The 22,984-nt window shown below is 72.9% G+C and carries 26 protein-coding genes; 20 read left to right on the top strand and 6 right to left on the bottom strand.

The features are described from left to right. Positions 1 to 152 precede the first annotated feature (152 nt). Positions 153 to 3,692: a DNA polymerase III subunit alpha gene (dnaE, locus tag ABZ716_RS09125; RefSeq protein WP_358811945.1), complete on the top strand. Its 3,540-nt coding sequence runs from the start codon at positions 153 to 155 to the stop codon at positions 3,690 to 3,692. 81 nt (positions 3,693 to 3,773) lie between these two features. Here dnaE and ABZ716_RS09120 read toward each other — a convergent pair whose 3' ends face one another. Continuing rightward, positions 3,774 to 3,941 (bottom strand): hypothetical protein, encoded by a 168-nt coding sequence (locus tag ABZ716_RS09120; RefSeq protein ID WP_351880949.1) that lies wholly within the window; start codon positions 3,939 to 3,941, stop codon positions 3,774 to 3,776. 212 nt (positions 3,942 to 4,153) lie between these two features. On the opposite strand from ABZ716_RS09120, the gene ABZ716_RS09115 reads away from it, so the two are divergent. From ABZ716_RS09115 to ABZ716_RS09100, 4 genes are read left to right on the top strand one after another with little or no spacing between them, the layout of a single operon-like run. Further along, positions 4,154 to 5,443, top strand: a complete 1,290-nt coding sequence (locus tag ABZ716_RS09115) for an NYN domain-containing protein (RefSeq protein ID WP_358811944.1) — start codon at positions 4,154 to 4,156, stop codon at positions 5,441 to 5,443. Between the two features lie 58 nt (positions 5,444 to 5,501). Continuing rightward, the gene (locus ABZ716_RS09110; protein ID WP_358811979.1) at positions 5,502 to 6,509 is read left to right on the top strand and encodes an ABC transporter ATP-binding protein; all 1,008 of its coding nucleotides are present in this window, start codon (positions 5,502 to 5,504) and stop codon (positions 6,507 to 6,509) included. Continuing rightward, positions 6,506 to 7,294, top strand: coding sequence for an ABC transporter permease (locus ABZ716_RS09105; protein ID WP_358811943.1), 789 nt, complete (start codon positions 6,506 to 6,508; stop codon positions 7,292 to 7,294). Before ABZ716_RS09110 ends, ABZ716_RS09105 begins: the two co-directional genes overlap by 4 nt. Before the next feature lie 34 nt (positions 7,295 to 7,328). Beyond that, the gene (locus tag ABZ716_RS09100; RefSeq protein ID WP_358811942.1) at positions 7,329 to 7,958 is read left to right on the top strand and encodes a hypothetical protein; all 630 of its coding nucleotides are present in this window, start codon (positions 7,329 to 7,331) and stop codon (positions 7,956 to 7,958) included. Between the two features lie 166 nt (positions 7,959 to 8,124). Here ABZ716_RS09100 and ybaK read toward each other — a convergent pair whose 3' ends face one another. From ybaK to ABZ716_RS09085, 3 genes are read right to left on the bottom strand one after another with little or no spacing between them, the layout of a single operon-like run. Further along, positions 8,125 to 8,622, bottom strand: coding sequence for a Cys-tRNA(Pro) deacylase (gene ybaK, locus ABZ716_RS09095; RefSeq protein WP_358811941.1), 498 nt, complete (start codon positions 8,620 to 8,622; stop codon positions 8,125 to 8,127). Continuing rightward, positions 8,622 to 9,362: an LON peptidase substrate-binding domain-containing protein gene (locus ABZ716_RS09090; protein WP_358811940.1), complete on the bottom strand. Its 741-nt coding sequence runs from the start codon at positions 9,360 to 9,362 to the stop codon at positions 8,622 to 8,624. The genes ybaK and ABZ716_RS09090 overlap by 1 nt, the downstream gene beginning before the upstream one ends. A gap of 34 nt (positions 9,363 to 9,396) precedes the next feature. Continuing rightward, positions 9,397 to 10,986, bottom strand: coding sequence for an oxidoreductase (locus ABZ716_RS09085; protein WP_358957739.1), 1,590 nt, complete (start codon positions 10,984 to 10,986; stop codon positions 9,397 to 9,399). Positions 10,987 to 11,106: 120 nt separating this feature from the next. On the opposite strand from ABZ716_RS09085, the gene hisD reads away from it, so the two are divergent. From hisD to hisF, 8 genes are read left to right on the top strand one after another with little or no spacing between them, the layout of a single operon-like run. Then, positions 11,107 to 12,429 carry a histidinol dehydrogenase gene (gene hisD / locus ABZ716_RS09080; RefSeq protein ID WP_358957737.1) on the top strand — a complete coding sequence of 441 codons (1,323 nt, stop codon included), beginning with the start codon at positions 11,107 to 11,109 and terminating at the stop codon, positions 12,427 to 12,429. Continuing rightward, entirely contained in the window at positions 12,426 to 13,556 is a 1,131-nt protein-coding gene (locus ABZ716_RS09075; protein ID WP_358957735.1) for a histidinol-phosphate transaminase, read from the top strand. Before hisD ends, ABZ716_RS09075 begins: the two co-directional genes overlap by 4 nt. Next, complete coding sequence (gene hisB / locus ABZ716_RS09070; RefSeq protein WP_351880922.1) at positions 13,553 to 14,146, top strand: imidazoleglycerol-phosphate dehydratase HisB; 594 nt, start codon at positions 13,553 to 13,555, stop codon at positions 14,144 to 14,146. Before ABZ716_RS09075 ends, hisB begins: the two co-directional genes overlap by 4 nt. A 2-nt stretch (positions 14,147 to 14,148) precedes the next feature. Further along, positions 14,149 to 14,316: a hypothetical protein gene (locus ABZ716_RS09065; RefSeq protein ID WP_351880919.1), complete on the top strand. Its 168-nt coding sequence runs from the start codon at positions 14,149 to 14,151 to the stop codon at positions 14,314 to 14,316. Continuing rightward, positions 14,313 to 14,954, top strand: coding sequence for an imidazole glycerol phosphate synthase subunit HisH (hisH, locus tag ABZ716_RS09060; protein WP_351880916.1), 642 nt, complete (start codon positions 14,313 to 14,315; stop codon positions 14,952 to 14,954). The genes ABZ716_RS09065 and hisH overlap by 4 nt, the downstream gene beginning before the upstream one ends. Beyond that, positions 14,954 to 15,685: a bifunctional 1-(5-phosphoribosyl)-5-((5-phosphoribosylamino)methylideneamino)imidazole-4-carboxamide isomerase/phosphoribosylanthranilate isomerase PriA gene (gene priA, locus ABZ716_RS09055; protein WP_358957733.1), complete on the top strand. Its 732-nt coding sequence runs from the start codon at positions 14,954 to 14,956 to the stop codon at positions 15,683 to 15,685. The genes hisH and priA overlap by 1 nt, the downstream gene beginning before the upstream one ends. Beyond that, positions 15,682 to 16,068, top strand: a complete 387-nt coding sequence (locus ABZ716_RS09050) for a RidA family protein (RefSeq protein ID WP_351880910.1) — start codon at positions 15,682 to 15,684, stop codon at positions 16,066 to 16,068. The genes priA and ABZ716_RS09050 overlap by 4 nt, the downstream gene beginning before the upstream one ends. After that, positions 16,065 to 16,820: an imidazole glycerol phosphate synthase subunit HisF gene (hisF, locus tag ABZ716_RS09045; RefSeq protein ID WP_351880907.1), complete on the top strand. Its 756-nt coding sequence runs from the start codon at positions 16,065 to 16,067 to the stop codon at positions 16,818 to 16,820. Before ABZ716_RS09050 ends, hisF begins: the two co-directional genes overlap by 4 nt. 70 nt (positions 16,821 to 16,890) lie before the next feature. Here hisF and ABZ716_RS09040 read toward each other — a convergent pair whose 3' ends face one another. Both ABZ716_RS09040 and ABZ716_RS09035 read right to left on the bottom strand, forming a co-directional pair. Further along, on the bottom strand, positions 16,891 to 17,325 hold the full coding sequence (locus ABZ716_RS09040; RefSeq protein ID WP_358811935.1) for a hypothetical protein: 435 nt from the start codon (positions 17,323 to 17,325) through the stop codon (positions 16,891 to 16,893). 188 nt (positions 17,326 to 17,513) lie between these two features. Continuing rightward, the gene (locus ABZ716_RS09035) at positions 17,514 to 18,146 is read right to left on the bottom strand and encodes a TIGR03085 family metal-binding protein (RefSeq protein WP_358811934.1); all 633 of its coding nucleotides are present in this window, start codon (positions 18,144 to 18,146) and stop codon (positions 17,514 to 17,516) included. 92 nt (positions 18,147 to 18,238) lie between these two features. Here ABZ716_RS09035 and hisI point away from each other — a divergent pair, with 92 nt between their 5' ends. From hisI to ABZ716_RS09000, 7 genes are all read left to right on the top strand, one after another. Further along, the gene (hisI, locus tag ABZ716_RS09030; RefSeq protein WP_351883298.1) at positions 18,239 to 18,595 is read left to right on the top strand and encodes a phosphoribosyl-AMP cyclohydrolase; all 357 of its coding nucleotides are present in this window, start codon (positions 18,239 to 18,241) and stop codon (positions 18,593 to 18,595) included. 21 nt (positions 18,596 to 18,616) lie between these two features. After that, positions 18,617 to 20,113, top strand: coding sequence for an anthranilate synthase component I (locus ABZ716_RS09025; protein ID WP_358957730.1), 1,497 nt, complete (start codon positions 18,617 to 18,619; stop codon positions 20,111 to 20,113). 14 nt (positions 20,114 to 20,127) lie between these two features. Beyond that, entirely contained in the window at positions 20,128 to 20,763 is a 636-nt protein-coding gene (locus tag ABZ716_RS09020) for a TIGR02234 family membrane protein (RefSeq protein WP_358811932.1), read from the top strand. A 122-nt stretch (positions 20,764 to 20,885) separates the two neighbouring features. Beyond that, entirely contained in the window at positions 20,886 to 21,137 is a 252-nt protein-coding gene (locus ABZ716_RS09015; protein ID WP_358811931.1) for an HGxxPAAW family protein, read from the top strand. A 52-nt stretch (positions 21,138 to 21,189) separates the two neighbouring features. Further along, complete coding sequence (locus ABZ716_RS09010; protein ID WP_358957727.1) at positions 21,190 to 21,669, top strand: DUF2752 domain-containing protein; 480 nt, start codon at positions 21,190 to 21,192, stop codon at positions 21,667 to 21,669. Positions 21,670 to 21,851: 182 nt separating this feature from the next. Beyond that, positions 21,852 to 22,661: an indole-3-glycerol phosphate synthase TrpC gene (trpC, locus tag ABZ716_RS09005; RefSeq protein WP_351883308.1), complete on the top strand. Its 810-nt coding sequence runs from the start codon at positions 21,852 to 21,854 to the stop codon at positions 22,659 to 22,661. Positions 22,662 to 22,669: 8 nt separating this feature from the next. Continuing rightward, the gene (locus ABZ716_RS09000; protein ID WP_351883310.1) at positions 22,670 to 22,879 is read left to right on the top strand and encodes a tryptophan synthase subunit(beta); all 210 of its coding nucleotides are present in this window, start codon (positions 22,670 to 22,672) and stop codon (positions 22,877 to 22,879) included. Positions 22,880 to 22,984: the final 105 nt, after the last annotated feature.

Genomic DNA, 22,984 nt, shown 5'->3' with positions numbered 1-22,984 from the left:
GCACGGGGTGGTACGGGGTCTGACCGACTGGACGTCGGACAGGTGTTCCTGGTTCTGCAACGCCCGACCGTATATCTCCGTGCCCGTGATCTGTCACTCGTGGGACGTAGGATTCATAGCTGCCGCCCCTCTCTCCCCCGGAGGCCCCCACCGTGTCGAAGACGCCGTTCACGCACCTGCACGTCCACACCCAGTACTCGCTGCTGGACGGTGCCGCTCGGCTGAAGGACATGTTCGCCGCCTGCAATGAAATGGGCATGACGCACATCGCCATGTCCGACCACGGCAACCTCCACGGGGCGTACGATTTCTACCACACCGCCCAGAAGGCCGGGATCACCCCGATCATCGGTATCGAGGCGTATGTCGCCCCCGAGTCCCGGCGCAACAAGCGGCGCATCCAGTGGGGCCAGCCGCACCAGAAGCGCGACGACGTCTCCGGCTCCGGCGGTTACACGCACAAGACGATCTGGGCGGCCAACAACACCGGCCTGCACAACCTCTTCCGGCTGTCCTCCGACGCCTACGCCGAGGGCTGGCTGACCAAGTGGCCCCGTATGGACAAGGAGACCATCGCCCAGTGGTCGGAGGGCCTGATCGCCTCCACCGGCTGCCCCTCCGGCGAGGTGCAGACGCGACTGCGCCTCGGCCAGTTCGACGAGGCGATCAAGGCAGCCTCGGACTACAAGGACATCTTCGGTGAGGGCCGCTACTTCCTGGAGCTGATGGACCACGGCATCGAGATCGAGCGCCGGGTCCGCGACGGCCTGCTGGAGATCGGCAAGAAGCTCGGCATCCCGCCGCTGGTCACCAACGACTCCCACTACACGTACGCCCACGAGGCCGGCGCCCACGACGCCCTGCTCTGCATCCAGACCGGCAAGAACCTCTCCGACCCGGACCGCTTCAAGTTCGACGGCACCGGCTACTACCTGAAGTCCACGGAGGAGATGTACGCCATCGACTCCTCGGACGCCTGGCAGGAGGGCTGCGCCAACACCCTCCTGGTGGCCGAGCAGGTCGACACCGAGGGCATGTTCCAGTTCCGCAACCTCATGCCGAAGTTCGACATCCCGGAGGGCTACACCGAGGTCACCTGGTTCCGCGAGGAGACCATGCGGGGCATGCACCGCCGCTTCCCCGGCGGGATCCCCGAGGACCGCGTCAAGCAGGTCGAGTACGAGATGGACACGATCATCTCGATGGGCTTCCCCGGCTACTTCCTCGTGGTCGCCGACTTCATCATGTGGGCCAAGAAGCAGGGCATCGCGGTCGGCCCCGGCCGAGGCTCCGCGGCCGGCTCGATCGTCGCCTACGCCCTCGGCATCACCGACCTCGACCCCATCCCGCACGGCCTGATCTTCGAGCGCTTCCTCAACCCCGAGCGCGTCTCCATGCCCGATGTGGACATCGACTTCGACGAGCGCAGGCGCGTCGAGGTGATCAGGTACGTCACGGAGAAGTACGGCCAGGACAAGGTCGCCATGATCGGCACCTACGGCACCATCAAGGCCAAGAACGCGATCAAGGACTCCGCGCGCGTCCTCGGCTACCCCTACGCCATGGGCGACCGGATCACCAAGGCCATGCCCGCCGACGTCCTCGGCAAGGGCATCCCGCTCTCCGGCATCACCGACCCCAGCCACCCCCGGTACTCCGAGGCCGGCGAGGTCCGGGCGATGTACGAGAACGAGCCCGACGTCAAGAAGGTCATCGACACCGCCCGCGGCGTCGAGGGCCTGGTCCGCCAGATGGGCGTGCACGCCGCCGGCGTGATCATGTCCAGCGAGCCGATCGTGGACCACGTCCCCGTCTGGGTGCGCCACACCGACCAGGTCACCATCACCCAGTGGGACTACCCGAGCTGCGAGTCGCTCGGCCTGCTGAAGATGGACTTCCTCGGCCTGCGCAACCTCACGATCATGGACGACGCCGTCAAGATGGTGAAGGCCAACAAGGGGATCGACATCGATCTCCTGAGCCTCCCGCTCGACGACCCCAAGACCTTCGAGCTGCTCCAGCGCGGCGACACCCTCGGCGTCTTCCAGTTCGACGGCGGCCCCATGCGCTCGCTGCTGCGCCTGATGAAGCCCGACAACTTCGAAGACATCTCCGCCGTGTCCGCGCTCTACCGCCCGGGCCCGATGGGCATGAACTCGCACACCAACTACGCCCTGCGCAAGAACAAGCAGCAGGAGATCACCCCGATCCACCCCGAGCTGGAGAAGCCGCTCGAAGAGGTGCTCGCGGTCACCTACGGCCTGATCGTCTACCAGGAGCAGGTGCAGAAGGCCGCCCAGATCATCGCCGGCTACTCGCTCGGCGAGGCCGACATCCTGCGCCGCGTCATGGGCAAGAAGAAGCCCGAGGAGCTGGCCAAGAACTTCACGATCTTCCAGGCGGGCGCCCGCAAGAACGGCTACTCCGACCAGGCCATCCAGGCCCTCTGGGACGTCCTGGTCCCCTTCGCCGGCTACGCCTTCAACAAGGCCCACTCGGCCGCCTACGGCCTGGTCTCCTACTGGACCGCCTACCTCAAGGCGAACTACCCCGCCGAGTACATGGCCGGCCTGCTCACCTCGGTCAAGGACGACAAGGACAAGTCCGCGATCTACCTGAACGAGTGCCGGCGCATGGGCATCAAGGTGCTCCCGCCCAACGTCAACGAGTCGGACTCCAACTTCGCCGCCCAGGGCGACGACGTGATCCTCTTCGGCCTCACCGCCGTCCGCAACGTCGGCCAGAACGTCGTGGACTCGATCATCAAGACGAGGAAGTCCAAGGGCAAGTTCTCCACCTTCCCGGACTTCCTCGACAAGGTCGAGGCCGTCGTCTGCAACAAGCGGACCGTCGAGTCGCTGATCAAGGCCGGCGCCTTCGACGAGATGGGCCACACCCGCAAGGGCCTGGTCGCCCACCACGAGTCGATGATCGACAACGTGGTCGCGGTCAAGCGCAAGGAGGCCGAGGGACAGTTCGACCTCTTCGGCGGAATGGGTGACGAGGACAGCAGCGAGCCCGGCTTCGGCCTCGACGTGGAGTTCTCCGACGTCGAGTGGGAGAAGTCCTACCTGCTCGCCCAGGAGCGCGAGATGCTCGGCCTCTACGTCTCCGACCACCCGCTCTTCGGCCTGGAGCACGTCCTGTCCGACAAGACGGACGCCGGCATCTCCCAGCTGACCGGCGGCGAGCACTCCGACGGTGCCGTGGTCACCATCGGCGGCATCATCTCCGGCCTCCAGCGCAAGATGACCAAGCAGGGCAACGCCTGGGCCATCGCCACCGTCGAGGACCTCGCCGGCTCCATCGAGTGCATGTTCTTCCCCGCCACCTACCAGCTGGTCTCCACCCAGCTGGTCGAGGACACCGTCGTCTTCGTCAAGGGCCGCCTCGACAAGCGCGAGGACGTCCCGCGTCTGGTCGCGATGGAGATGATGGTGCCCGACCTCTCCTCCGCCGGCACCAACGCGCCCGTCGTCCTCACCATCCCCACCGTCAAGGTCACCCCGCCGATGGTCACCCGACTGGGCGAGATCCTGCGCCACCACAAGGGCAACACCGAGGTGCGGATCAAGCTCCAAGGCCCGCGCAGCACCACCGTGCTGCGCCTCGACCGGCACCGGGTCCAGCCCGACCCGGCGCTCTTCGGCGACCTCAAGGTGCTGCTCGGCCCCTCCTGCCTGGCCGGCTGAGGGTCCGCCGTACGCGGGGAAGGGGCCCGTCCCGGCACTGCCGGGACGGGCCCCTTCGCCCTGTCGCTCGCGCGTCGGGCGTCAGTTGTGGCCGAAGCGCTTGGACTTGCTCTTGTGGGCCATGTCGAGCGGACTGGGCGACTGCGGCGGGCGCTCGGTGGAGGTCTCCGCCGATCCCTTGGGCATGTCCTGCCCGCCCGGACGCGTCTGCTGCTTCGCCGGCTGCTTCTGGTTCTTGTTCTTGGCCATGGAATGCCTCCGTGGGTGGTGTAGGGGCCAGGGCCGCCTTCACCCTCACACACCGCAACAAAGCGCGCATTTTGGATCATTGCCGTGCGTAGCGGTGCGCCCGGCCGGGCCTCCTGAGAGATACGCCACGCCGGTGATCCAGTTCCGGACGTCAACGCCCTTGCGGTCGGGCAGACTCGGGGAAAACCTGTCGAGGACCCCCACGGAAGAGGGTGGAACGCGTGGACCGCTGCGTCGTCCTGGTGGATGCCGGATACCTGCTGGGCGCCGCCGCGAGCCTCCTCGCCGGAGAACCCTCGCGCTCGCGCATCACCGTCGACCACTCCGCCCTCATCCAGGGCCTGCGCGAACGCGCCGAGGCCGACACCCAGCAGCCCCTCCTGCGGATCTACTGGTTCGACGGCGCACCCGACCGGGTGCCCCAGCCCGAGCACCGCCGGCTGCGCGTCATGCCCCGCGTCACCGTGCGCCTGGGCGCCCTGACCCGCAGCGACGGCCGCTGGGCCCAGAAGGGCGTCGACGCCGCCATGCACGCCGAGCTCACCGAACTCGCCCGCAACCGGGCCTGCTCCGACGTGGTCCTCGTCACCGGCGACGGAGACCTGCTGCCCGGGCTGATGTCCGCCAAGGAACACGGGGTCGCCGTCCACCTGTGGGCCGTCCAGGCCGCCGACGGGGACTACAACCAGTCCGAGGACCTCGTCGCCGAGGCCGACGAACGCCGCGTCCTGGACCGCGCCTGGATCACCCGCGCCGTCCGCGCCCGCGACCTCGCCGGGCTCTGCGCCCCGCCGCCCGCCCCGCGCCCCGAGATCGCCGCCATCCTCTCCGCCCCGCTGCCCGAGGCCGCGCTCGCCGAGGCCGCCCGCAACAGCACCCCCGCCGCGCCCGAGCCCCCCTCCAACGGAGCAGCCGTACCGGCGCCCGCCGGCGAGGGCAACAAGCCCTCCGTCCCCACCCCCAAGGACCTCGCCGCCCTGCGCGCCCCCGGCCAGGGCCCCGCGGCCCCCGCGCACAACCAGCCCGCCTCCGCCCCGGCCGGCAGCGCCCTGCGCTGGTCCTCCGACAAGGGCTGGATCGACCGCCCCGGCCCGCTCGGCGAACCCGCCGAGACCGCCTCCCTGCCCACCCTGGCCCAGCTCACCAGCGCCGAGCAGCGCTGGGCCGACCGCGAGGAGGACATCACCACCGTCGGCGGCGACCCCTTCGAGGTCGGCCAGGTCTTCGCCCGCCGCTGGATGGAACGCCTCCCGGACAGCGCCCACCTGCAAAAACTCGCCACCATGTACCCGCGCGTCCCGCACCGCATCGACGGGGAGCTGCTGCGCTACGCCGCCCGCTTCGGGCTCCTCGCGCACAAGGACGACCAGATCGACGAGCACGACCGCTACGCCATCCGCGCCGGGTTCTGGCGGGAGATCGACGTGCGCGCCGCCTCGGGCCACGCGGGTGGAGCCTCCGCCTCCGCGTCCGCGGCGCCGTTGACCCCGGCGGCGGAGTAGGGGCGCGAGCCGCGTAGGCTGCTCCCTCGTGAGTACGGGCACAGCACAGGCGGGGCACATCACGGCCGAAGCCGCAGGGGAGGCTTCCGGGGTGGTCTGCGCGGTGCGTGACCTCGTCAAGACCTACCCGGCCGTCCGCGGCCGGCGCGGCGCGCCCGCCCTGCCCGAGACCCGGGCCACCGACGGGATCTCCCTGGAGGTCCGGCGCGGCGAGATCTTCGGACTGCTCGGCCCGAACGGCGCCGGCAAGTCCACCCTGGTCCGCCAGCTGACGGGGCTGCTGCGGCCCGACGCCGGCTCCGTCACCCTGCTGGGTCATGACCTCGTACGCCATCCGGAGCGGGCCTCGCGCCTCCTGGCCTACCTGGGCCAGGAGTCCACCGCCCTCGACGAGCTCACCGTCGCGCTGGCCGCCGAGACCACCGGCCGGCTGCGCGGCCTCGACGCCCGCGCGGCCCGCGCCGCCCGGGACGAGGTGCTGGAGGAGCTGGGGCTGACCCCGATCGCCGGGCGCCCCCTGAAGAAGCTCTCCGGCGGACAGCGGCGGCTCGCCTGCTTCGCCGCCGCCCTGGTGGGGGAGCGGCCGGTGCTCGTCCTGGACGAGCCCACCACCGGTATGGACCCCGTCGCGCGGCGCGCGGTCTGGGCCGCCGTGGACCGGCGCCGCGAACGGCACGGCGCCACGGTGCTGCTGGTCACCCACAACGTCATCGAGGCGGAGACCGTCCTCGACCGGGTGGCCGTCATCGACCAGGGCCGGGTCATCGCCTGCGACACCCCCGCCGGCCTCAAGGCCCGGTTCTCCCAGGAGGTCCGTCTGGAGCTGGTGTGGCGCACCGCCCCGCCGCTGGAGGTGCCCGAGGTCGCCGCGCTGGCGCCGTCGGCCACCGAGACCGGGCGCCGCTGGGTGCTGCGGCTGGGCCAGGACCAGGCCCGGTCGGCCGTCGCCGCCGTGACCGGCGGCCCCGCGTTCGCCGCCCTCGACGATTTCACGTTGGCCACGCCGAGCCTGGAGGACGTCTACCTCGCGCTGGGCGGCCGGATGAAGGGTCTGGTCAAGTCGTGACCACCGCTGCCGTTCCCGCCCCCGCCGCTGCCGCCGTCCTGGCCCCCCGGGCGCGGCTGCTGCCCGCCCTGGCGGCCGTCTACCGGGCCCAGCTGTCCCGGGCCCGGGTGGCCCGGATCCCGCTGCTGTTCGTGGCCACCTTCCAGTCCGTCGGGATCATGGTCCTGATGCGGGGCGTGGTGGACGGCGGCTCCGAGGCGCGGGCGGTCGTCGCCGGCTCCTCGGTCCTGGTCGTCGCCTTCGTCGCGCTCAACCTCCTGGCCCAGTACTTCGGCCAGCTCCGGGCGAGCGGCGGACTCGACCACTACGCCACCCTGCCGGTGCCGCCCGCCTCCGTGGTGCTGGGGGCGGCCGCCGCGTACGCCTCCTTCACCCTGCCCGGGACCCTGGTCACCGCCGTGTTCGGATGCCTGCTGTTCGGGCTGCCGATGGGCGGCCTGTGGATCCTGGCGGCGGTGGTGCCGCTGGCCGGGGCCGCGCTGGCCGGGCTCGGCGCGGCGCTGGGCCTGCTGGCACCCCGGCAGGAACTGGCGACGCTGGCCGGGCAACTGGGCATGTCGGCGGCGCTGCTGCTGGGGGTGCTGCCGGCGGAGCGGATGCCGGAGGCCGTCGTGTGGGCGCGGGACCTGCTGCCCTCCACGTACGGGGTGGAAGCCTTCGCGCGCACCTTCGCCCCGCACCCGGACTGGGCGGCGGTCGCCGCCGACCTCGGGGTGTGCGCGGCGGTGGGGGTGCTCTCCCTGGCCGTCGCGACCTGGGCGTACCGGCGGGCGGCGGTCCGCTGACGCCGGTGCCGGGCGCACCTGGCACGATGTGGGGGTGACCGAAGAGACCCCGCCGCTGCCGCCGCTCCCGCCGTCCGCCGGCCTGCCCGACCAGGAGCCCGCCGTCACCCCGGCGGACATCCGTGACGGGGCCGCCGTCGCCCTCGTGGTGGGCGTCTGCGGCGTCCTGCTGGGGGTGCTGTGGGTCTGGCTGGCGCCGCGGGTCCAGTACGTGGCGCACGGGCAGGCCGTGTTCCTGAAGAACACCGAGGGCGAGGCGCGGGTCGGCGCCGACGGCACCTTCTTCCTGCTGTCGCTGGGGCTGGGCGTGCTGAGCGCGCTCGCGGTGTTCCTGTGGCGGCGGCGCGGGGGCGTGGCCCTGGTGATCGGCCTGACGGTCGGGTCGTGCTTCGCCGCGCTGGCCGGCTGGCGGGTGGGGCTGTGGCTCGGTCCGGGCACCGACGTGGCCGCCGCGGCCGCACGGGCGGGGGACGGGGTGGCGTTCTCGGCGCCGCTGCAGTTGCTGGCGTGGGGGGTGCTGCTGGGGTGGCCGATGGCCGCCGCCCTGACCCACCTGTGCCTCACGGCGGCCTTCGGGCCCCGCGATCCCGTTCCGGCCCCGCTCCTGGACGGCACGTACCCTCCGCCCCACGTCCACGCGGACGCCAAGCCGCCGCAGGGCTGACGCCGGCCCGCGGGTGCGGGCGCCGCCGCGCGGAGCCGTCTCCTCGCCCCGCCCTTGCTCCGTTTCCGCCTCGGTCGCCGGCGCGGCCACAGACACGGCGTTGCCGCGCCCGCGCCTCAATCGCCGGCGGGGCTGAAATCAGCCCCGGCGCAGCGGCAGCCGTCGGCTACGGGCGGGCGATCGGGGCGAGGACGGCCCCGGTGAGGGTGGCCAGTGCCGCCGGGGCGAGTTCCACCTCCAGGCCGCGGCGGCCCGCCGAGACGCAGATCGTGGCGTGCCCGGACGCGGAGACGTCCAGCACCGTCGGCAGCCGCCGCCGCTGCCCCAGCGGCGAGATGCCACCGCGTACGTACCCCGTGGTCCGCTCCGCCAGCGCCGGGTCGGCCATCGCCGCCCGCTTCCCGCCCACCGCCGCCGCCAGGGCCTTCAGGTCCAGGGAGCCCGACACGGGGACCACCGCCACCGTGAGCGCCCCGTCCACCTCCGCGACCAGGGTCTTGAACACCTGCTCCGGCGCGACCCCGAGGGCCTCGGCCGCCTCCTCGCCGTACGAGGGGTGCGCGGGGTCGTGCTCGTAGGCGTGCGTGGTGAACTCGACGCCGGAAGAGGCCAGGGCCGTGATCGCCGGGGTGCCCGCCGCCTGCTGCGGCTTCTTCTTCGCCATCAGTTCGGGCTCGTCGGCGCGCGCGTCAGCTCCACCGCCGGGAGGGACGGCAGGTGCCGGATCACCGCCGTCTCGGTGCGCAGCAGCTTCAGCTCCTCCGCCAGCCGCGTCGCGGTGTCCGGTGCCTGGAGCAGGCGCTGCTTCGCCGGGGTGTCCAGTACGGCCGCGGCCGCCACCAGGTACGACACCACCGACGGCTCGTCCGGCAGGTCCGGCGCCGAGGTCAGGGACCGCTCCCGCGCCCCCGCCAGCCGCTTCTGGTAGCTGCGGAAGGCCCGCAGGACCCCCTCGGACAGGGCGCCCGCCCCGTCCCCGGCGTCCTCGGGGAGCTCCTCCAGCTCGGCGACGAGGAAGGGGCCCGAGGCGTCCACCGACAGCAGCCGTACCCGCGTCGTACCGGTGGCGAGCACCTCGAAGCTGCCGTCCTCCCGCTCCCGGATGGTCGCCGCGTCCGCGACGCAGCCCACCCGGTGGAACGCCTGGAGGGGGTCCGCGCCGAAGCCCGCCGCCGGGCCCTTCTCGGGCAGGGCGGTCGGGTCGGGCAGCCCGGGCGCGCTCGGAGCGACCTCACGCCCGTCGCGGATCGCGACGACGGCGAACCGGCGCGGCTCGTCCTCACCGAGCTTCAGCAGCTCGCGCATCATGGCGCGATACCGCTCCTCGAAGACGTTCAGCGGCAGCACGAGGCCGGGGAACAGTACCGAGTTCAGCGGGAAGAGGGGCAGGCGAACGGTGGTCACGCCCCACAGGGTAGTTGCCCGGGCGCCCCGGCCGTCACCCCCGCCGCAGCAGCCGGGACGCGCCCGCGGCCACCGTCGTGGCCAGGATCCACCCCAGCAGGACCAGCACCGCGGACCCCCACTGCCAGACCCCTTCCGTCTTCCACTGGCCCTCCTGGCCGAGGTCGATCACCGGCAGGAGGAGGTCGAGGGCGTACAGGGCGGCGTTCCAGGCGGGGTGCTCGTCCGCCTTGAGCGGTTCCGGCCGGTGGCGCAGGAACAGCAGGGTGCCCGCCGCCCACAGGACCGCCATCCACAGCGCGGCACGCCCCGGCCGGTACCCGTAGAGCACCGTCCAGTCCTGGAGGTGCCCCCAGGCCCGCCCCGCCGCCGACAGGGTGGCCCGCCGGCGCCGCTCCTTGGCCAGCAGCACCTCACGGGCGTCCGAGTCCTCCCCGCGGGCCCGCAGCACGGCGGCGAGCCGCTCGTACGGCTCCGGCGAGTAGTCGGGGCCGGCCGCGCCCACCCACTCCAGGCGCCGCTCCAGCGGGAAGTGCCCCCGGGGCGCGAGGGTCTCGTAGGCGAAGCCCTCCATGGACAGCCGGCCCGGACCCGGCCAGCTGGTGGAGCGGTCCACCAGCCGCACCACCTTCGCCCCCGACAGCACCACCCGCCCCTGCTCCGGAGCCTCCCCGACGAACCGCAGCTCGGGCGTCTGGATCCGGCGCAGCGAGACCTCCTGCTCCGGCTGGAGCTCGAAGCGGGCGGAGTGGAAGTCGACGGAGTCCCCGAAGCGGCCGTCGTCCAGCCGCAGCCCGCCCCGGCACTCGAACGGCCGGGCCGCCATGCCCCGGGTGGGGGTCCGGCTCCAGTCGTACGGGCGCCCTGCGTCCCCCGTCTCCGGGCCCAGGGCGGCGGAGGTCAGGTAGAGGGTGCGCTCGACGGTCAGGGTCGGCGCGTTCAGGGCCCGCCGCCCGTACGGGTTGCCCAGACGGGCCCCGCGCAGGCTCATCGAGGCACCGACCCGGGCCCCGCGCAGGCTGACCTCGCCGTGGGTCTCCAGCAGCTCGGCCTGGAAGTCCTGGGCCACCGCCAGCCCGTCGGCGGCGATCGCCCGGCCCCGCCCGTCGCGCCGCACCACGGAGCTGCTGATCAGCAGGTCGGTGCCGATCTGCGCGTCGGTCAGCCGGATCCCGCGCGCCACCCGGCAGCGCGCCAGGTGCAGGTCGCCCTCGGTGTGCAGCCGGGCCGCCTCCAGCCGGGGGATCGCGCAGTTGTCCAGGCGCAGGGTGCCGAAGCGGCTCTCCGAGAGCTGGATCTCGCCGTCGAAGCGGCAGGAGCGGATCTCCACGTACGGGGCGACCGCGCCCCCGGACAGGTCCAGCCGGCCGGTGATCCGCGCGCCGCGCAGCTTCAGGCAGCCGACCCGGCCGGGCACCGGCGCGGGCCCGGCGAGCAGCAGGTGGGCCACCACCTCCGCCCGGACCTGCCGCTCGGGGCCCCAGGCCCGGTCCGCGTGCGGATCGTCCCGTTCGGCGGAGCGGGCGCCGAGGTCGCAGACGGTGCCCGCGCGGAAGCTCTCCCACATGCGCCGCTCCGGCTCGGTGAGATCCTCCGGACGCCCGTCCTCGTGCGCTTCCGCCATGGCAGCCCCCCACCGTCGTACGTGTACGGGAACGCTAGACGCAGGCTGTGACATCCGGGGCGTGTATCAGCCAGTGATACGGGCGGACGGTGGTGTGAGCCGGTCTGAGAGAATTGGGGGGTGATCTCTCGTATCGACCTGCGCGGTGACGCCCTCCCCGAGGGTGGCGCCCTGCGCGATCTGCTGCCCCGTGCCGAGTTCGACGTGGAAGCCGCCCTGGAGAAGGTGCGGCCCATCTGCGAGGACGTCCATCATCGTGGCACGGCGGCGCTGATCGAGTACGCGCGGAAGTTCGACGGGGTGGAGCTGGAGCAGGTCAGGGTGCCCGCCGAGGCGCTCAAGGCCGCCCTGGAGGAGCTGGACCCGGCCGTCCGCGCCGCCCTGGAGGAGTCCATCCGGCGCGCCCGGATCGTCCACCGCAACCAGCGCCGCAACGAGCACACCACCCAGGTGGTCCCCGGCGGCACCGTGACCGAGAAGTGGGTTCCGGTCGAGCGCGTCGGCCTGTACGCGCCCGGCGGCCGCTCGGTGTACCCGTCGTCCGTCGTGATGAACGTCGTCCCCGCCCAGGAGGCCGGCGTGGAGTCCATCGCGCTCGCCTCGCCGCCGCAGCGCGAGTTCGGCGGTCTGCCGCACCCGACCATCCTGGCAGCGTGCGCGCTGCTCGGCGTGGACGAGGTGTACGCGGCCGGCGGCGCCGTCGCCGTCGCGATGTTCGCGTACGGCACCGAGGAGTGCCCGCCGGTGAACATGGTCACCGGCCCCGGCAACATCTGGGTCGCCGCCGCCAAGCGCTACTTCACCGGGAAGATCGGCATCGACACCGAGGCCGGCCCGACCGAGATCGCCGTCCTCGCCGACTCCACGGCCGACCCGGTGCACGTCGCCGCCGACCTGATCAGCCAGGCCGAGCACGACCCGCTGGCCGCCGCCGTGCTCGTCACGGACTCCGCCGGGCTCGCGGACGCCGTCGAGCGGGAACTGGAGCCCCAGGTCGCCGCGACCAAGCACGTCGAGGACCGGATCAGGCCCGCCCTGGCCGGCAAGCAGTCCGCGATCGTGCTGGTGGACGACCTGGAGGCGGGCCTGAAGGTGGTGGACGCCTACGGCGCCGAGCACCTGGAGATCCAGACCGCCGACGCCGCCGGCTGGGCCGCCCGGGTCCGCAACGCCGGCGCGGTCTTCGTCGGCCCCTGGGCCCCGGTCTCCCTCGGCGACTACTGCGCCGGCTCCAACCACGTCCTGCCCACCGGCGGCTGCGCCTGCCACTCCTCGGGCCTGTCCGTGCAGTCCTTCCTGCGCGGTATCCACATCGTGGACTACACCCGCGACGCCCTCGCCGAGGTCACCCACCACGTGGTCACCCTCGCCGAGGCCGAGGACCTCCCCGCGCACGGCGCGGCCCTCAAGGCCCGCTTCGGCTGGAAGGTGCCCGGACAGTGAGCACCCTCGGCAACCCCTCCACGTCCCCCTGGGACGAACTGCCCATCCGTGACGAGCTGCGCGGCAAGACCCCGTACGGCGCTCCCCAGCTGGACGTCCCCGTCCAGCTGAACACCAACGAGAACCCGTACGAGCTCCCCGAGCCCCTCGTGCGGCGCATCGCCGAACGCGTCACCGAGGCCGCCCGCACCCTCAACCGCTACCCCGACCGGGACGCGGTCGAGCTGCGCACCGAGCTCGCCAAGTACCTCACCCGCACCGGCAAGCACCCGGTCTCCCGGGAGAACGTGTGGGCCGCCAACGGCTCCAACGAGGTCCTCCAGCAGCTGCTGCAGACCTTCGGCGGGCCCGGCCGTACGGCCATCGGCTTCGAGCCCTCGTACTCGATGCACGCCCTGATCGCCCGCGGCACCGGCACCGGCTGGATCTCCGGACCGCGCGGCGAGGACTTCACCATCGACGTGGCGGCCGCCGAGCGGGCCATCGCCGAGCACGCCCCCGACGTCGTCTTCATCACCTCCCCCAACAACCCCACGGGCACCGCGGTCGAGGCCGAGACCGTCCTCGCCCTCTACGAGGCCGCCCAGGCGGCCAAGCCCTCGCTGGTCGTCGTGGACGAGGCGTACGTGGAGTTCTCCCACCGCGACTCCCTCCTCCCGCTGATCGAGGGCCGCCCGCACCTGGTGGTCTCCCGGACCATGTCCAAGGCGTTCGGCGCCGCCGGCCTGCGCCTGGGCTACCTCGCCGCGCACCCCGCCGTGGTCGACGCCGTCCAGCTGGTGCGCCTGCCGTACCACCTGTCCGCCGTCACCCAGGCGACCGCGCTGGCCGCCCTGGAGCACACCGACACCCTGCTCGGCTACGTCGAGCAGCTGAAGTCCGAGCGGGACCGCCTCGTCACCGAGCTGCGGGCCCTGGGCTACGAGGTCACCGAGTCCGACGCGAACTTCATCCAGTTCGGCAAGTTCGAGGACTCCCACACCGCCTGGCAGAAGATCCTCGACCAGGGCGTCCTGGTCCGGGACAACGGCGTACCGGGCCGGCTGCGGGTCACCGCGGGCACACCGGCCGAGAACGACGCGTTCCTGGAAGCGGTTCGCGCACTGAAGAAGGAGCAGCAGGCATGAGCCGCATCGGACGGGTCGAGCGCACCACGAAGGAGACCTCGGTCCTCGTCGAGATAAACCTCGACGGCACCGGGCAGGTCGACATCTCCACGGGCGTCGGCTTCTACGACCACATGCTCGACCAGCTCGGCCGTCACGGCCTCTTCGACCTCACGGTCAAGACGGACGGCGACCTGCACATCGACAGCCACCACACCATCGAGGACACCGCCCTCGCCCTCGGCGCCGCCTTCAAGCAGGCCCTCGGCGACAAGGTCGGCATCTACCGCTTCGGCAACTGCACCGTGCCCCTGGACGAGTCCCTCGCCCAGGTCACCGTGGACCTCTCCGGCCGCCCCTACCTCGTGCACACCGAGCCCGAGAACATGGCGCCGATGATCGGCGAGTACGACACGACGATGACCCGGCACATCCTGGAGTCCTTCGTCGCGCAGGCCCAGATCGCCCTGCACGTCCACGTCCCGTACGGCCGCAACGCCCACCACATCGTGGAATGCCAGTTCAAGGCGCTGGCCCGGGCTCTGCGCTACGCCGCCGAGTTCGACCCGCGCGCCGCCGGCATCCTGCCCTCCACGAAGGGCGCCCTCTAGAAGTGAACGGCCTCAACACCATCCTGATCGTCCTCGGCCTGTTCCTGGCCGGGGGCGTCTACTCCTTCAAGAAGCAGAAGATGCCCCTGTCGGTGATCGTTCTGCTCGCCCTCGGCTCCGGGCTGTGCCTGGCCGCGGGAATCCTGCGCATCGATGGGATCTGGGGATGAGCGCTGCGAAGAACGTCGTCGTCTTCGACTACGGCTTCGGCAACGTCCGCTCCGCCGAACGCGCCCTGGCACGCGTCGGCGCGGACGTCGAGATCACCCGCGACTACGACAAGGCCATGGACGCCGACGGCCTCCTCGTGCCCGGCGTCGGCGCCTTCTCCGCCTGTATGCAGGGCCTCAAGGACGCCCGCGGTGACTGGATCATCGGCCGCCGGCTCTCCGGCGGCCGCCCCGTCATGGGCATCTGCGTCGGTATGCAGATCCTCTTCGAGCGGGGCATCGAGCACGGCGTGGAGACCGAGGGCCTGGACGAGTGGCCCGGCACGGTCGGCCCGCTCAGGGCCCCCGTCGTCCCCCACATGGGCTGGAACACCGTCGAGGCGCCCGCCGACAGCCGGGCCTTCGCCGGGCTGGACGCCGACGCCCGCTTCTACTTCGTGCACTCCTACGCGGCCCGGGACTGGACCCTGGAGGTCACCAACCCCCGGATCAAGGGCCCCAAGGTCACCTGGGCCACGCACGGCGAGCGCTTCGTCGCGGCGGTGGAGAACGGGGCCCTGTGGGCCACCCAGTTCCACCCCGAGAAGTCCGGTGACGCCGGCGCCCAGCTCCTCACCAACTGGATCGAGACCCTGTGATGACCGCACCCGCCCTCGAACTCCTCCCCGCGGTCGACGTCCGCGACGGCCAGGCCGTACGCCTCGTGCACGGCGTCTCCGGCAGCGAGACCTCCTACGGCTCCCCGCTGGAGGCGGCCCTCGCCTGGCAGGCCGCCGGCGCCGAGTGGCTGCACCTGGTCGACCTGGACGCCGCCTTCGGCACCGGTGACAACCGCGCCCTGGTCGCCGGCATCACCCGCGCCATGGACATCAAGGTGGAGCTGTCCGGCGGCATCCGTGACGACGCCACGCTCGCCGCGGCCCTCGCCACCGGCTGTACCCGCGTCAACCTCGGCACCGCCGCCCTGGAGACCCCCGAGTGGGCCGCCAAGGCCATCGCCGAGCACGGCGACAAGATCGCCGTCGGCCTCGACGTACGCGGCACCACCCTCAAGGGCCGCGGCTGGACCAGCGAGGGCGGCGACCTCTACGAGACCCTCGCCCGCCTGGACTCCGAGGGCTGCGCCCGGTACGTCGTCACCGACATCGGCAAGGACGGCACCCTCACCGGCCCCAACCTGGAGCTGCTGAAGAACGTCTGCGCGGCCACCGACCGGCCCGTCGTCGCCTCCGGCGGGGTCTCCTCGCTGGACGACCTGCGGGCGCTGTCGGAGCTGGTCCCCCTGGGCGTCGAGGGCGCCATCGTGGGCAAGGCCCTGTATGCCGGGGCCTTCACCCTGGAAGAGGCCCTGGAGGCGGTGCGCGCATGAGCTCCTGCGACGTACGCCGCATCTCCTCCGGCGGCCCCTACGAGGACGTCATCGGCTACTCCCGCGCCGTGGCCCTGCCCAACGGCCTGGTGCTGGTCTCCGGCTGCACCGCCGCCGACGCGGGCGGCCCGTACGACCAGACGGTCAAGGCGTTCGAGGTGGCCTTCAAGGCGCTCGCCGAGGCCGGCCTGGGCCCCGAGCACGTCGTGCGCACCCGGCTGTACCTCACCCACGCCCGCGACGTCGACGAGGTGGGCCGCGCCCACAAGACGCTCTTCGACACCGTCCGCCCCGCCGCCTCCATGATCATCGTCAATGGCTTCGTCGACCCCGGCATGGTCGTCGAGGTGGAGGTCGAGGCATTCAAGGAGGTCACGGCATGAGCCTCGCCGTACGGGTGATCCCCTGCCTGGACGTGGAAGGCGGCCGGGTCGTCAAGGGCGTCAACTTCCAGAACCTGCGCGACGCCGGTGACCCGGTGGAGATGGCCAAGCTCTACGACGCCGAGGGCGCCGACGAGCTGACCTTCCTCGACATCACCGCCTCCTCCGGCAACCGCGAGACCACCTACGACGTGGTCCGGCGCACCGCCGAGCAGGTCTTCATCCCGCTCACCGTCGGCGGCGGCGTCCGCACCGCCGAGGACGTGGACAAGCTGCTGCGGGCCGGCGCGGACAAGGTGGGCGTGAACACGGCCGCCATCGCCCGCCCCGAGCTGATCCAGGAGATCGCCGAGCGCTTCGGCCGTCAGGTGCTGGTGCTGTCGGTCGACGCCCGCCGTACCGCCACCGGCTCCTTCGAGGTCACCACCCACGGCGGACGCCGGGGGACCGGGATCGACGCCGTCGAGTGGGCGCACCGCGCCGCAGAGCTGGGCGCCGGCGAGATCCTGCTGAACTCGATGGACGCCGACGGCACCAAGGACGGCTACGACACCGAGATGATCGCCGCCGTCCGCAAGCACGTCACCGTCCCGGTGATCGCCTCCGGCGGCGCCGGGAAGCTGGAGCACTTCCCGCCCGCCATCGCGGCGGGCGCCGACGCGGTGCTCGCGGCGTCGGTGTTCCACTTCGGCGACCTGCGGATCTCCGAGGTCAAGGCCGCCCTGCGCGAGGCGGGCCACCCGGTCCGCTGACCTGTGCCGGTCTGCCGGACGGGGGAACCCGGGGGGCGCCCCCCGGGTTCCCCCGCCCGGGCGGCAGGGCCTAGCGCATGTCGTCGCCGAACGAGCTGAAGTCGTCCTGCTGCTCGGGCTTCTGCTGCTTGTCCGCCTGCTGCCGGCCCGCCTGCTCGTCCTGCTTGCGCGCCCGCTGGAAGACCACCGAGGCGGCGTGGAAGTCGCCCGCTTTCTCACCCGGCTGGAGGGTGGCGACCGGGGTGCCGCCGCACTCCTCCTCCTCGAAGAGCAGGGCCACCGAGTCGGTCTCGTTCACCGCTTCGACGACGTCCGAGGCGTTGGAGGGAAGGGCATGGCAGGTGTCCGTGCCCATCTCCTTGATCTGGGCGTTCTTCTCGGCGTGGCTCCCGTCCACGTACACGTAGTTGAGGGCCTTGCCCTCGTCGGCGAACGCCTGGGCTCCTGCGGGCAGGACCAGGGCGAGGGCTCCGGCGAGGGCGGCGGCGCTGATGCGAAGTCGCATGGGTTCTTCCGTTCCTTTCACGGTGACGAGCGACACCGAATCGGTCGGCGTCCGTGACGGAGCGTAGGGAGCGGCCGGAGTGCGGAAACCTTTCGCCTCGGGGCGCCATGCCCGGTTTCACCGGCCCGGCGGTACCGGCGGCCCCGGGCCTCCCCGCCCCGGGCCTCCCCGCCCCGGGCCGCCCCGCCTCAGATGCCGAGCTGGGCCACCGTCACCCGCGAAACGGCCTCCTTCTCGCCCTCCAGGTCCACCTCGGCCACGCCCTGCCGGCCGAAGCAGAACAGGGTCAGCTCACCCGGCTCGCCCGTCACCGTCACCACCGGCACCCCCTTGCGCGCCACCGCCGTACGCCCGTCCGGGCGGCGCAGCACCAGACCCACCGGCGACTTGCGGCCCGTCAGCCGGGCCAGTTTCTCCAGCCGGGACCAGAGCGCGTCCGCGAACACCGGGTCCAGCGCCCGCGGCGTCCAGTCCGGCTGCGCCCGCCGCACGTCCTCCGCGTGCACGTAGAACTCGACGGCGTTGGCCGCCTCGTCCACCTGCTTGAACGCGTACACGGACAGCTTCGGCGGGCCGGTGCGGATCAGCCGGATCAGCTCCTCGTACGGCTTCGCCGTGTACTCGGCCATCGCCCGGTCGAGTCGTTCCTTGAGGACGTTCAGCAGCAGGCCGCCCGCCGCGTCCGGCCGGCGCTCGCGGACCACCACGTGCGCGGCCAGGTCCCGGCAGGTCCAGCCTTCGCACAGCGTCGGGGCCTGGGGGCCCGCGGCCTCCAACAGGTCCGCCAGGAGCAGGCGTTCACGCTTCGCATGGGTAGACATACCGGCCAGCCTACGGCCGCGGCCCCCTGGATGGCTGCTCATCAGGCGGACGGAGATCAAGGACGGCCGCCGCGGCGCGGCACAATGGCCCCATGAGTACGTCCCCCCTCGACCCCGCCGTCGCCGCCCGCCTCAAGCGCTCCGCCGACGGCCTGGTCCCGGCCATCGCCCAGCAGTACGACACCGGAGAGGTGCTCATGCTCGGCTGGATGGACGACGAGGCCCTGCACCGGACCCTGACCACCGGCCGCTGCACCTACTGGTCCCGCAGCCGCCAGGAGTACTGGGTCAAGGGTGACACCTCCGGCCACTACCAGCACGTGAAGTCCGTCGCCCTCGACTGCGACGCCGACACCGTGCTCGTCAAGGTCGACCAGGTCGGGGCCGCCTGCCACACCGGCGCGCGCACCTGCTTCGACGCCGATGTCCTGCTCAGCGACGCCGACTAGCCAGTGAGGGCCCCGTCACCCATGGATCTCGACACCTTCCGCAAGCTCGCGGCCGACCGCCGCGTCATCCCCGTCAGCCGCCGGCTCCTCGCCGACGGGGACACCCCGGTCGGGCTCTACCGGAAGCTGGCCGCCGAACGCCCCGGCACCTTCCTGCTGGAGTCCGCCGAGAACGGCCGCTCCTGGTCCCGCTACTCCTTCGTCGGCGTGCGCAGCGACGCCACCCTCACCGTCAAGGACGGCGAGGCCCACTGGATCGGCACCCCGCCCGTCGGCGTCCCCGTGGACGGCGACCCGCTGGACGCCCTGCGGGCCACCGTGGAGGCCCTGCACACGCCCCCCGCCGGCGACGCCGCGGGCCCGACGCCCCCCTTCACCGGCGGCATGGTCGGCTACCTGGGCTACGACATCGTCCGCCGCCTGGAGCGCATCGGCGACCACGCCCGCGACGACCTGGAGCTGCCCGAGCTCACCATGCTGCTCACCTCCGACCTGGCGGTCCTCGACCACTGGGACGGCACGGTCCAGCTCATCGCCAACGCCATCAACCACAACGACCTCGACACCGGCGTGGACGAGGCGTACGCCGACGCCGTGGCCCGGCTCGACGCCATGGAGGCCGACCTCGCACGGCCCGCCCCCTACACGCCCGCCCCGCTGCCCGTATCCGAGCTGCCGCCCTTCGACGCCCTGTGGGGCGGGGAGGACTACCAGGCCGCCGTCGAGGACGTCAAGGAGCGCATCCGGGCCGGCGAGGCGTTCCAGGTGGTGCCCTCGCAGCGGTTCGAGACCCCCTGCCGGGCCTCCGCCCTGGACGTCTACCGGGTGCTGCGGGCCACCAACCCGTCTCCGTACATGTACCTCTTCCGCTTCGACAACGGCTTCGACGTGGTCGGCTCCAGCCCCGAGGCGCTGGTGAAGGTCGAGGACGGACGGGCCATGGTCCACCCCATCGCGGGCACCCGCCACCGCGGCGCCACCCCGAAGGAGGACAACGACCTCGCCGAGGAGCTGCTGGCCGACCCCAAGGAGCGCGCCGAGCACCTGATGCTCGTCGACCTCGGCCGCAACGACCTCGGCCGGGTGTGCGAGCCGGGTTCCGTGGAGGTCGTCGACTTCATGTCGATCGAGCGGTACTCGCACGTCATGCACATCGTCTCCACGGTCACCGGACGGGTCGCCGAGGGCCGGACCGCCTTCGACGTGCTCACCGCCTGTTTCCCCGCCGGCACCCTCTCCGGCGCGCCCAAGCCGCGCGCCATGCAGATCATCGAGGAGCTGGAGCCCACCCGCCGCGGCCTGTACGGCGGCTGCGTGGGCTACCTCGACTTCGCCGGGGGCTCCGACACGGCCATCGCCATCCGTACGGCGCTGCTGCGCGACGGGACGGCGTACGTCCAGGCCGGGGCCGGGGTGGTCGCCGACTCGGTGCCCGAGCTGGAGGACCGGGAGTGCCGCAACAAGGCCGCCGCCGTGCTCCGCGCGGTGGGAGCGGCGAACCGCCTCCAGCGCGGCTGAGGGCGTAGGGGATAGTGGGGTACGTGACTGCCGTACCCCTGCCCCCCCACGCCGACGCCCCCGAGAGCCGGGCCGGCCGCCGCACGGTGGCCGTCGCCCTGCTGCTCGGCGCGCTCGGCGCCACTGTCGTCCTGCTCGCCTCCGGCCGCGTCTGGGCCCGGGGCAGCGCCGCCGTCGGGGGCGGTTCGCTCCCGCTGACCGCCGACGGGCGGGCCGTCACCGGCCTGCCGGCGGCCCTGGCCATCGTCGGCCTCGCGGCCCTCGTCGCGGTGTTCGCCGTACGGGGCCGGGGGCGGCTGCTGGTCTCCGCCCTGCTGGCGCTGAGCGGCCTGGGCGCCGCGGTGTCGGCGGTGCTCGCCGCCGACGACCGCCGGGCGCTGGACGAGCGGGCCGCCGTCGCGACCGCCGACACCGCCGCCCGGGTGGTCGAGCTCAGCCACACCGCTTGGCCGTACATCACCGCCGCGGGCGCGGCCCTGATCCTGTGCGCCGGGCTGCTGGCCCTGCGCTTCGGCCGGAGCTGGCCCGCGATGGGGGGCCGCTACGAGCGCGACGGCAGCCCCCGGCGGCGTACGCCCGCCCCGGTGGACCCCGAACGGCCCGAGGACCTGTGGAAGGCCCTGGACCGGGGCGAGGACCCGACGGGCTGAGGCCCGGCCCGCGCCGGACGGCCCGGAACGGGCCACCCCCCGGGGAATCCGCACGCCGCGTGCGGGACAATGGCAGCGAGCGTGCGAGACGTCACGCCCGACAGATCAACGAGGAGCAATTCATGGCGGGCACGAGCCACGGACACACCCCGGCCGCCTGGACCGGTGTCGTCATTTCCTTCATCGGTTTCTGCGTCGCCGGCGCCTTCATGGTGATCGCGAACCCGGTCGGGTTCTGGGCGGGCATCGGCGTCGTCGCGCTCGGCGGTGTCGTCGGTCTCGCGATGAAGGCCGCGGGCATGGGCATGCCGAAGCCCGCCCACGAGGACCTCGCCAAGGTCATCGCCGCCCAGCAGCTCTCCGCGAAGGTCTGAGCCGGGCCCTGGCACACGGAAGGCGCGGCCCGGGCGGGCTGCGCCTTTCCTCATGAGCGGAGAGAATCAGCCGGTGGACGCCTCCCGTACCCCCGTCGGCCCGGCCGCCCCGCCGTGTCCGCCCGCACCGCCCTCGCGGGCGCGGCGGCTGGCCGCTCCCGTCCTCACCCTGGCCGGGGCCGTGGCCGCCTTCGCGTACGTGGGCGCCGTGGACCCCAACGAGCCCGGCCACTACCCGGTCTGCCCGCTGTTCCGGCTCACCGGCGTCCTGTGCCCCGGCTGCGGCGGGCTGCGCAGCGCGCACGCCTTCGCGCGGGGGGACCTGGTGGCGGCCCTGGGGGACAACGCCGTCGCGGTCGCCGGCTACCTGGTCTTCGCCGCCTTCACGGCGCTGTGGCTGGTCCGCGCCTTCCGCGGCGGTCCGGTGCCCCGGATCGCCCTGCGCCCCGGCTGGTGGTGGGCGACCGGCACCCTCGTCCTGGGCTTCTCGATCATCAGGAACCTGCCGATCGGGTCCGCTCTGGCCCCCTGACCTGGCGGCGGTCCCCGCCCCCGGCAGCAGGAACCCCGCGTTCCAGGTGTCCGCACCCTGGGACACCCCGGCTTCCGTGCGGAGGCGGCGGCGACCTGCGGATACCATTTGAGTGCTGACCTTGCAGTGGTACGTGTCCGCAAGGCGGCCGAACGTCATCGACCCGGAAGGGGGCCGCTCGCGTGAGTGTGCTCGACGAGATCATCGAAGGGGTCCGCGAAGACCTTGCCGAACGGCAGGCCCGCGTGAGCCTCGACGAGCTCAAGGAGCGTGCCGCCAAGGCGCCCCAGGCCAAGGACGGCGTCGCGGCCCTGCGCGGCGACGGCGTCAAGGTGATCTGCGAGGTCAAGCGCTCCAGCCCCTCCAAGGGCGCGCTGGCCGCCATCGCGGACCCGGCCGGGCTCGCCGCCGACTACGAGGCGGGCGGTGCGGCGGTCATCTCCGTCCTCACCGAGCAGCGTCGTTTCGGCGGCTCGCTGGCCGACCTGGAGGCCGTCCGCGCCCGCGTCGACGTCCCGATCCTGCGCAAGGACTTCATCGTCACGGCGTACCAGCTGTGGGAGGCCCGTGCCTACGGCGCCGACCTCGTGCTGCTGATCGTGGCGGCGCTGGACCAGGAAGCCCTCGTCTCCCTCATCGAGCGGGCCGAGTCCATCGGCCTCACCCCGCTCGTGGAGGTCCACGACGAGGAGGAGGTCGAGCGGGCCGTCGCCGCCGGCGCCAAGATCATCGGCGTCAACGCGCGCAACCTCAAGGACCTCAAGGTCGACCGCTCCACCTTCGAGCGCGTCGTCGGAGAGATCCCGCCCCACATCGTGAAGGTCGCCGAGTCCGGCGTGCGCGGACCCCACGACCTGATCGCCTACGCCAACGAGGGCGCCGACGCCGTCCTCGTCGGCGAGTCCCTGGTCACCGGCCGCGACCCGAAGGCGGCCGTGGCCGACCTCGTCGCCGCCGGCGCCCACCCCGCCCTGCGCCACGGGCGGAGCTGACCACTCCCATGGCCCCCTCCCGCCCCTCCGTCCGCACCCGCCCGGGCCACGGCCCGGCCGGCGTGCCGACGGCGTACGCGCCCCTGGCGCGCGGCTGCCGCCCCCGCGGCTGCCGCGCCCCGGCCCGGCGCGTCCACGGCAGGCGGGTGCGCTACGTGATCGGCTCCGAGCCCGGTCAGGTCAACGGCATGCGATGGCGCGGCGGAGCCGCGCTGTAACGACGGCTCCGCCCGCCCGGCACCCCAGGTGCCGGCCGCGGCCGGCCGCGTACGGCCTTCTGCCCCGAGCCGCCCACGGCTCCCGGCGAGGGCCGCTCCGTCCGT

Source organism: Streptomyces sp. NPDC006687 (assembly GCF_040636215.1).
Taxonomy (GTDB): domain Bacteria; phylum Actinomycetota; class Actinomycetes; order Streptomycetales; family Streptomycetaceae; genus Streptomyces.
The sequence above is the reverse complement of the archived record's forward strand: the minus strand, read 5'-3'. Positions and strand labels throughout refer to the sequence as shown.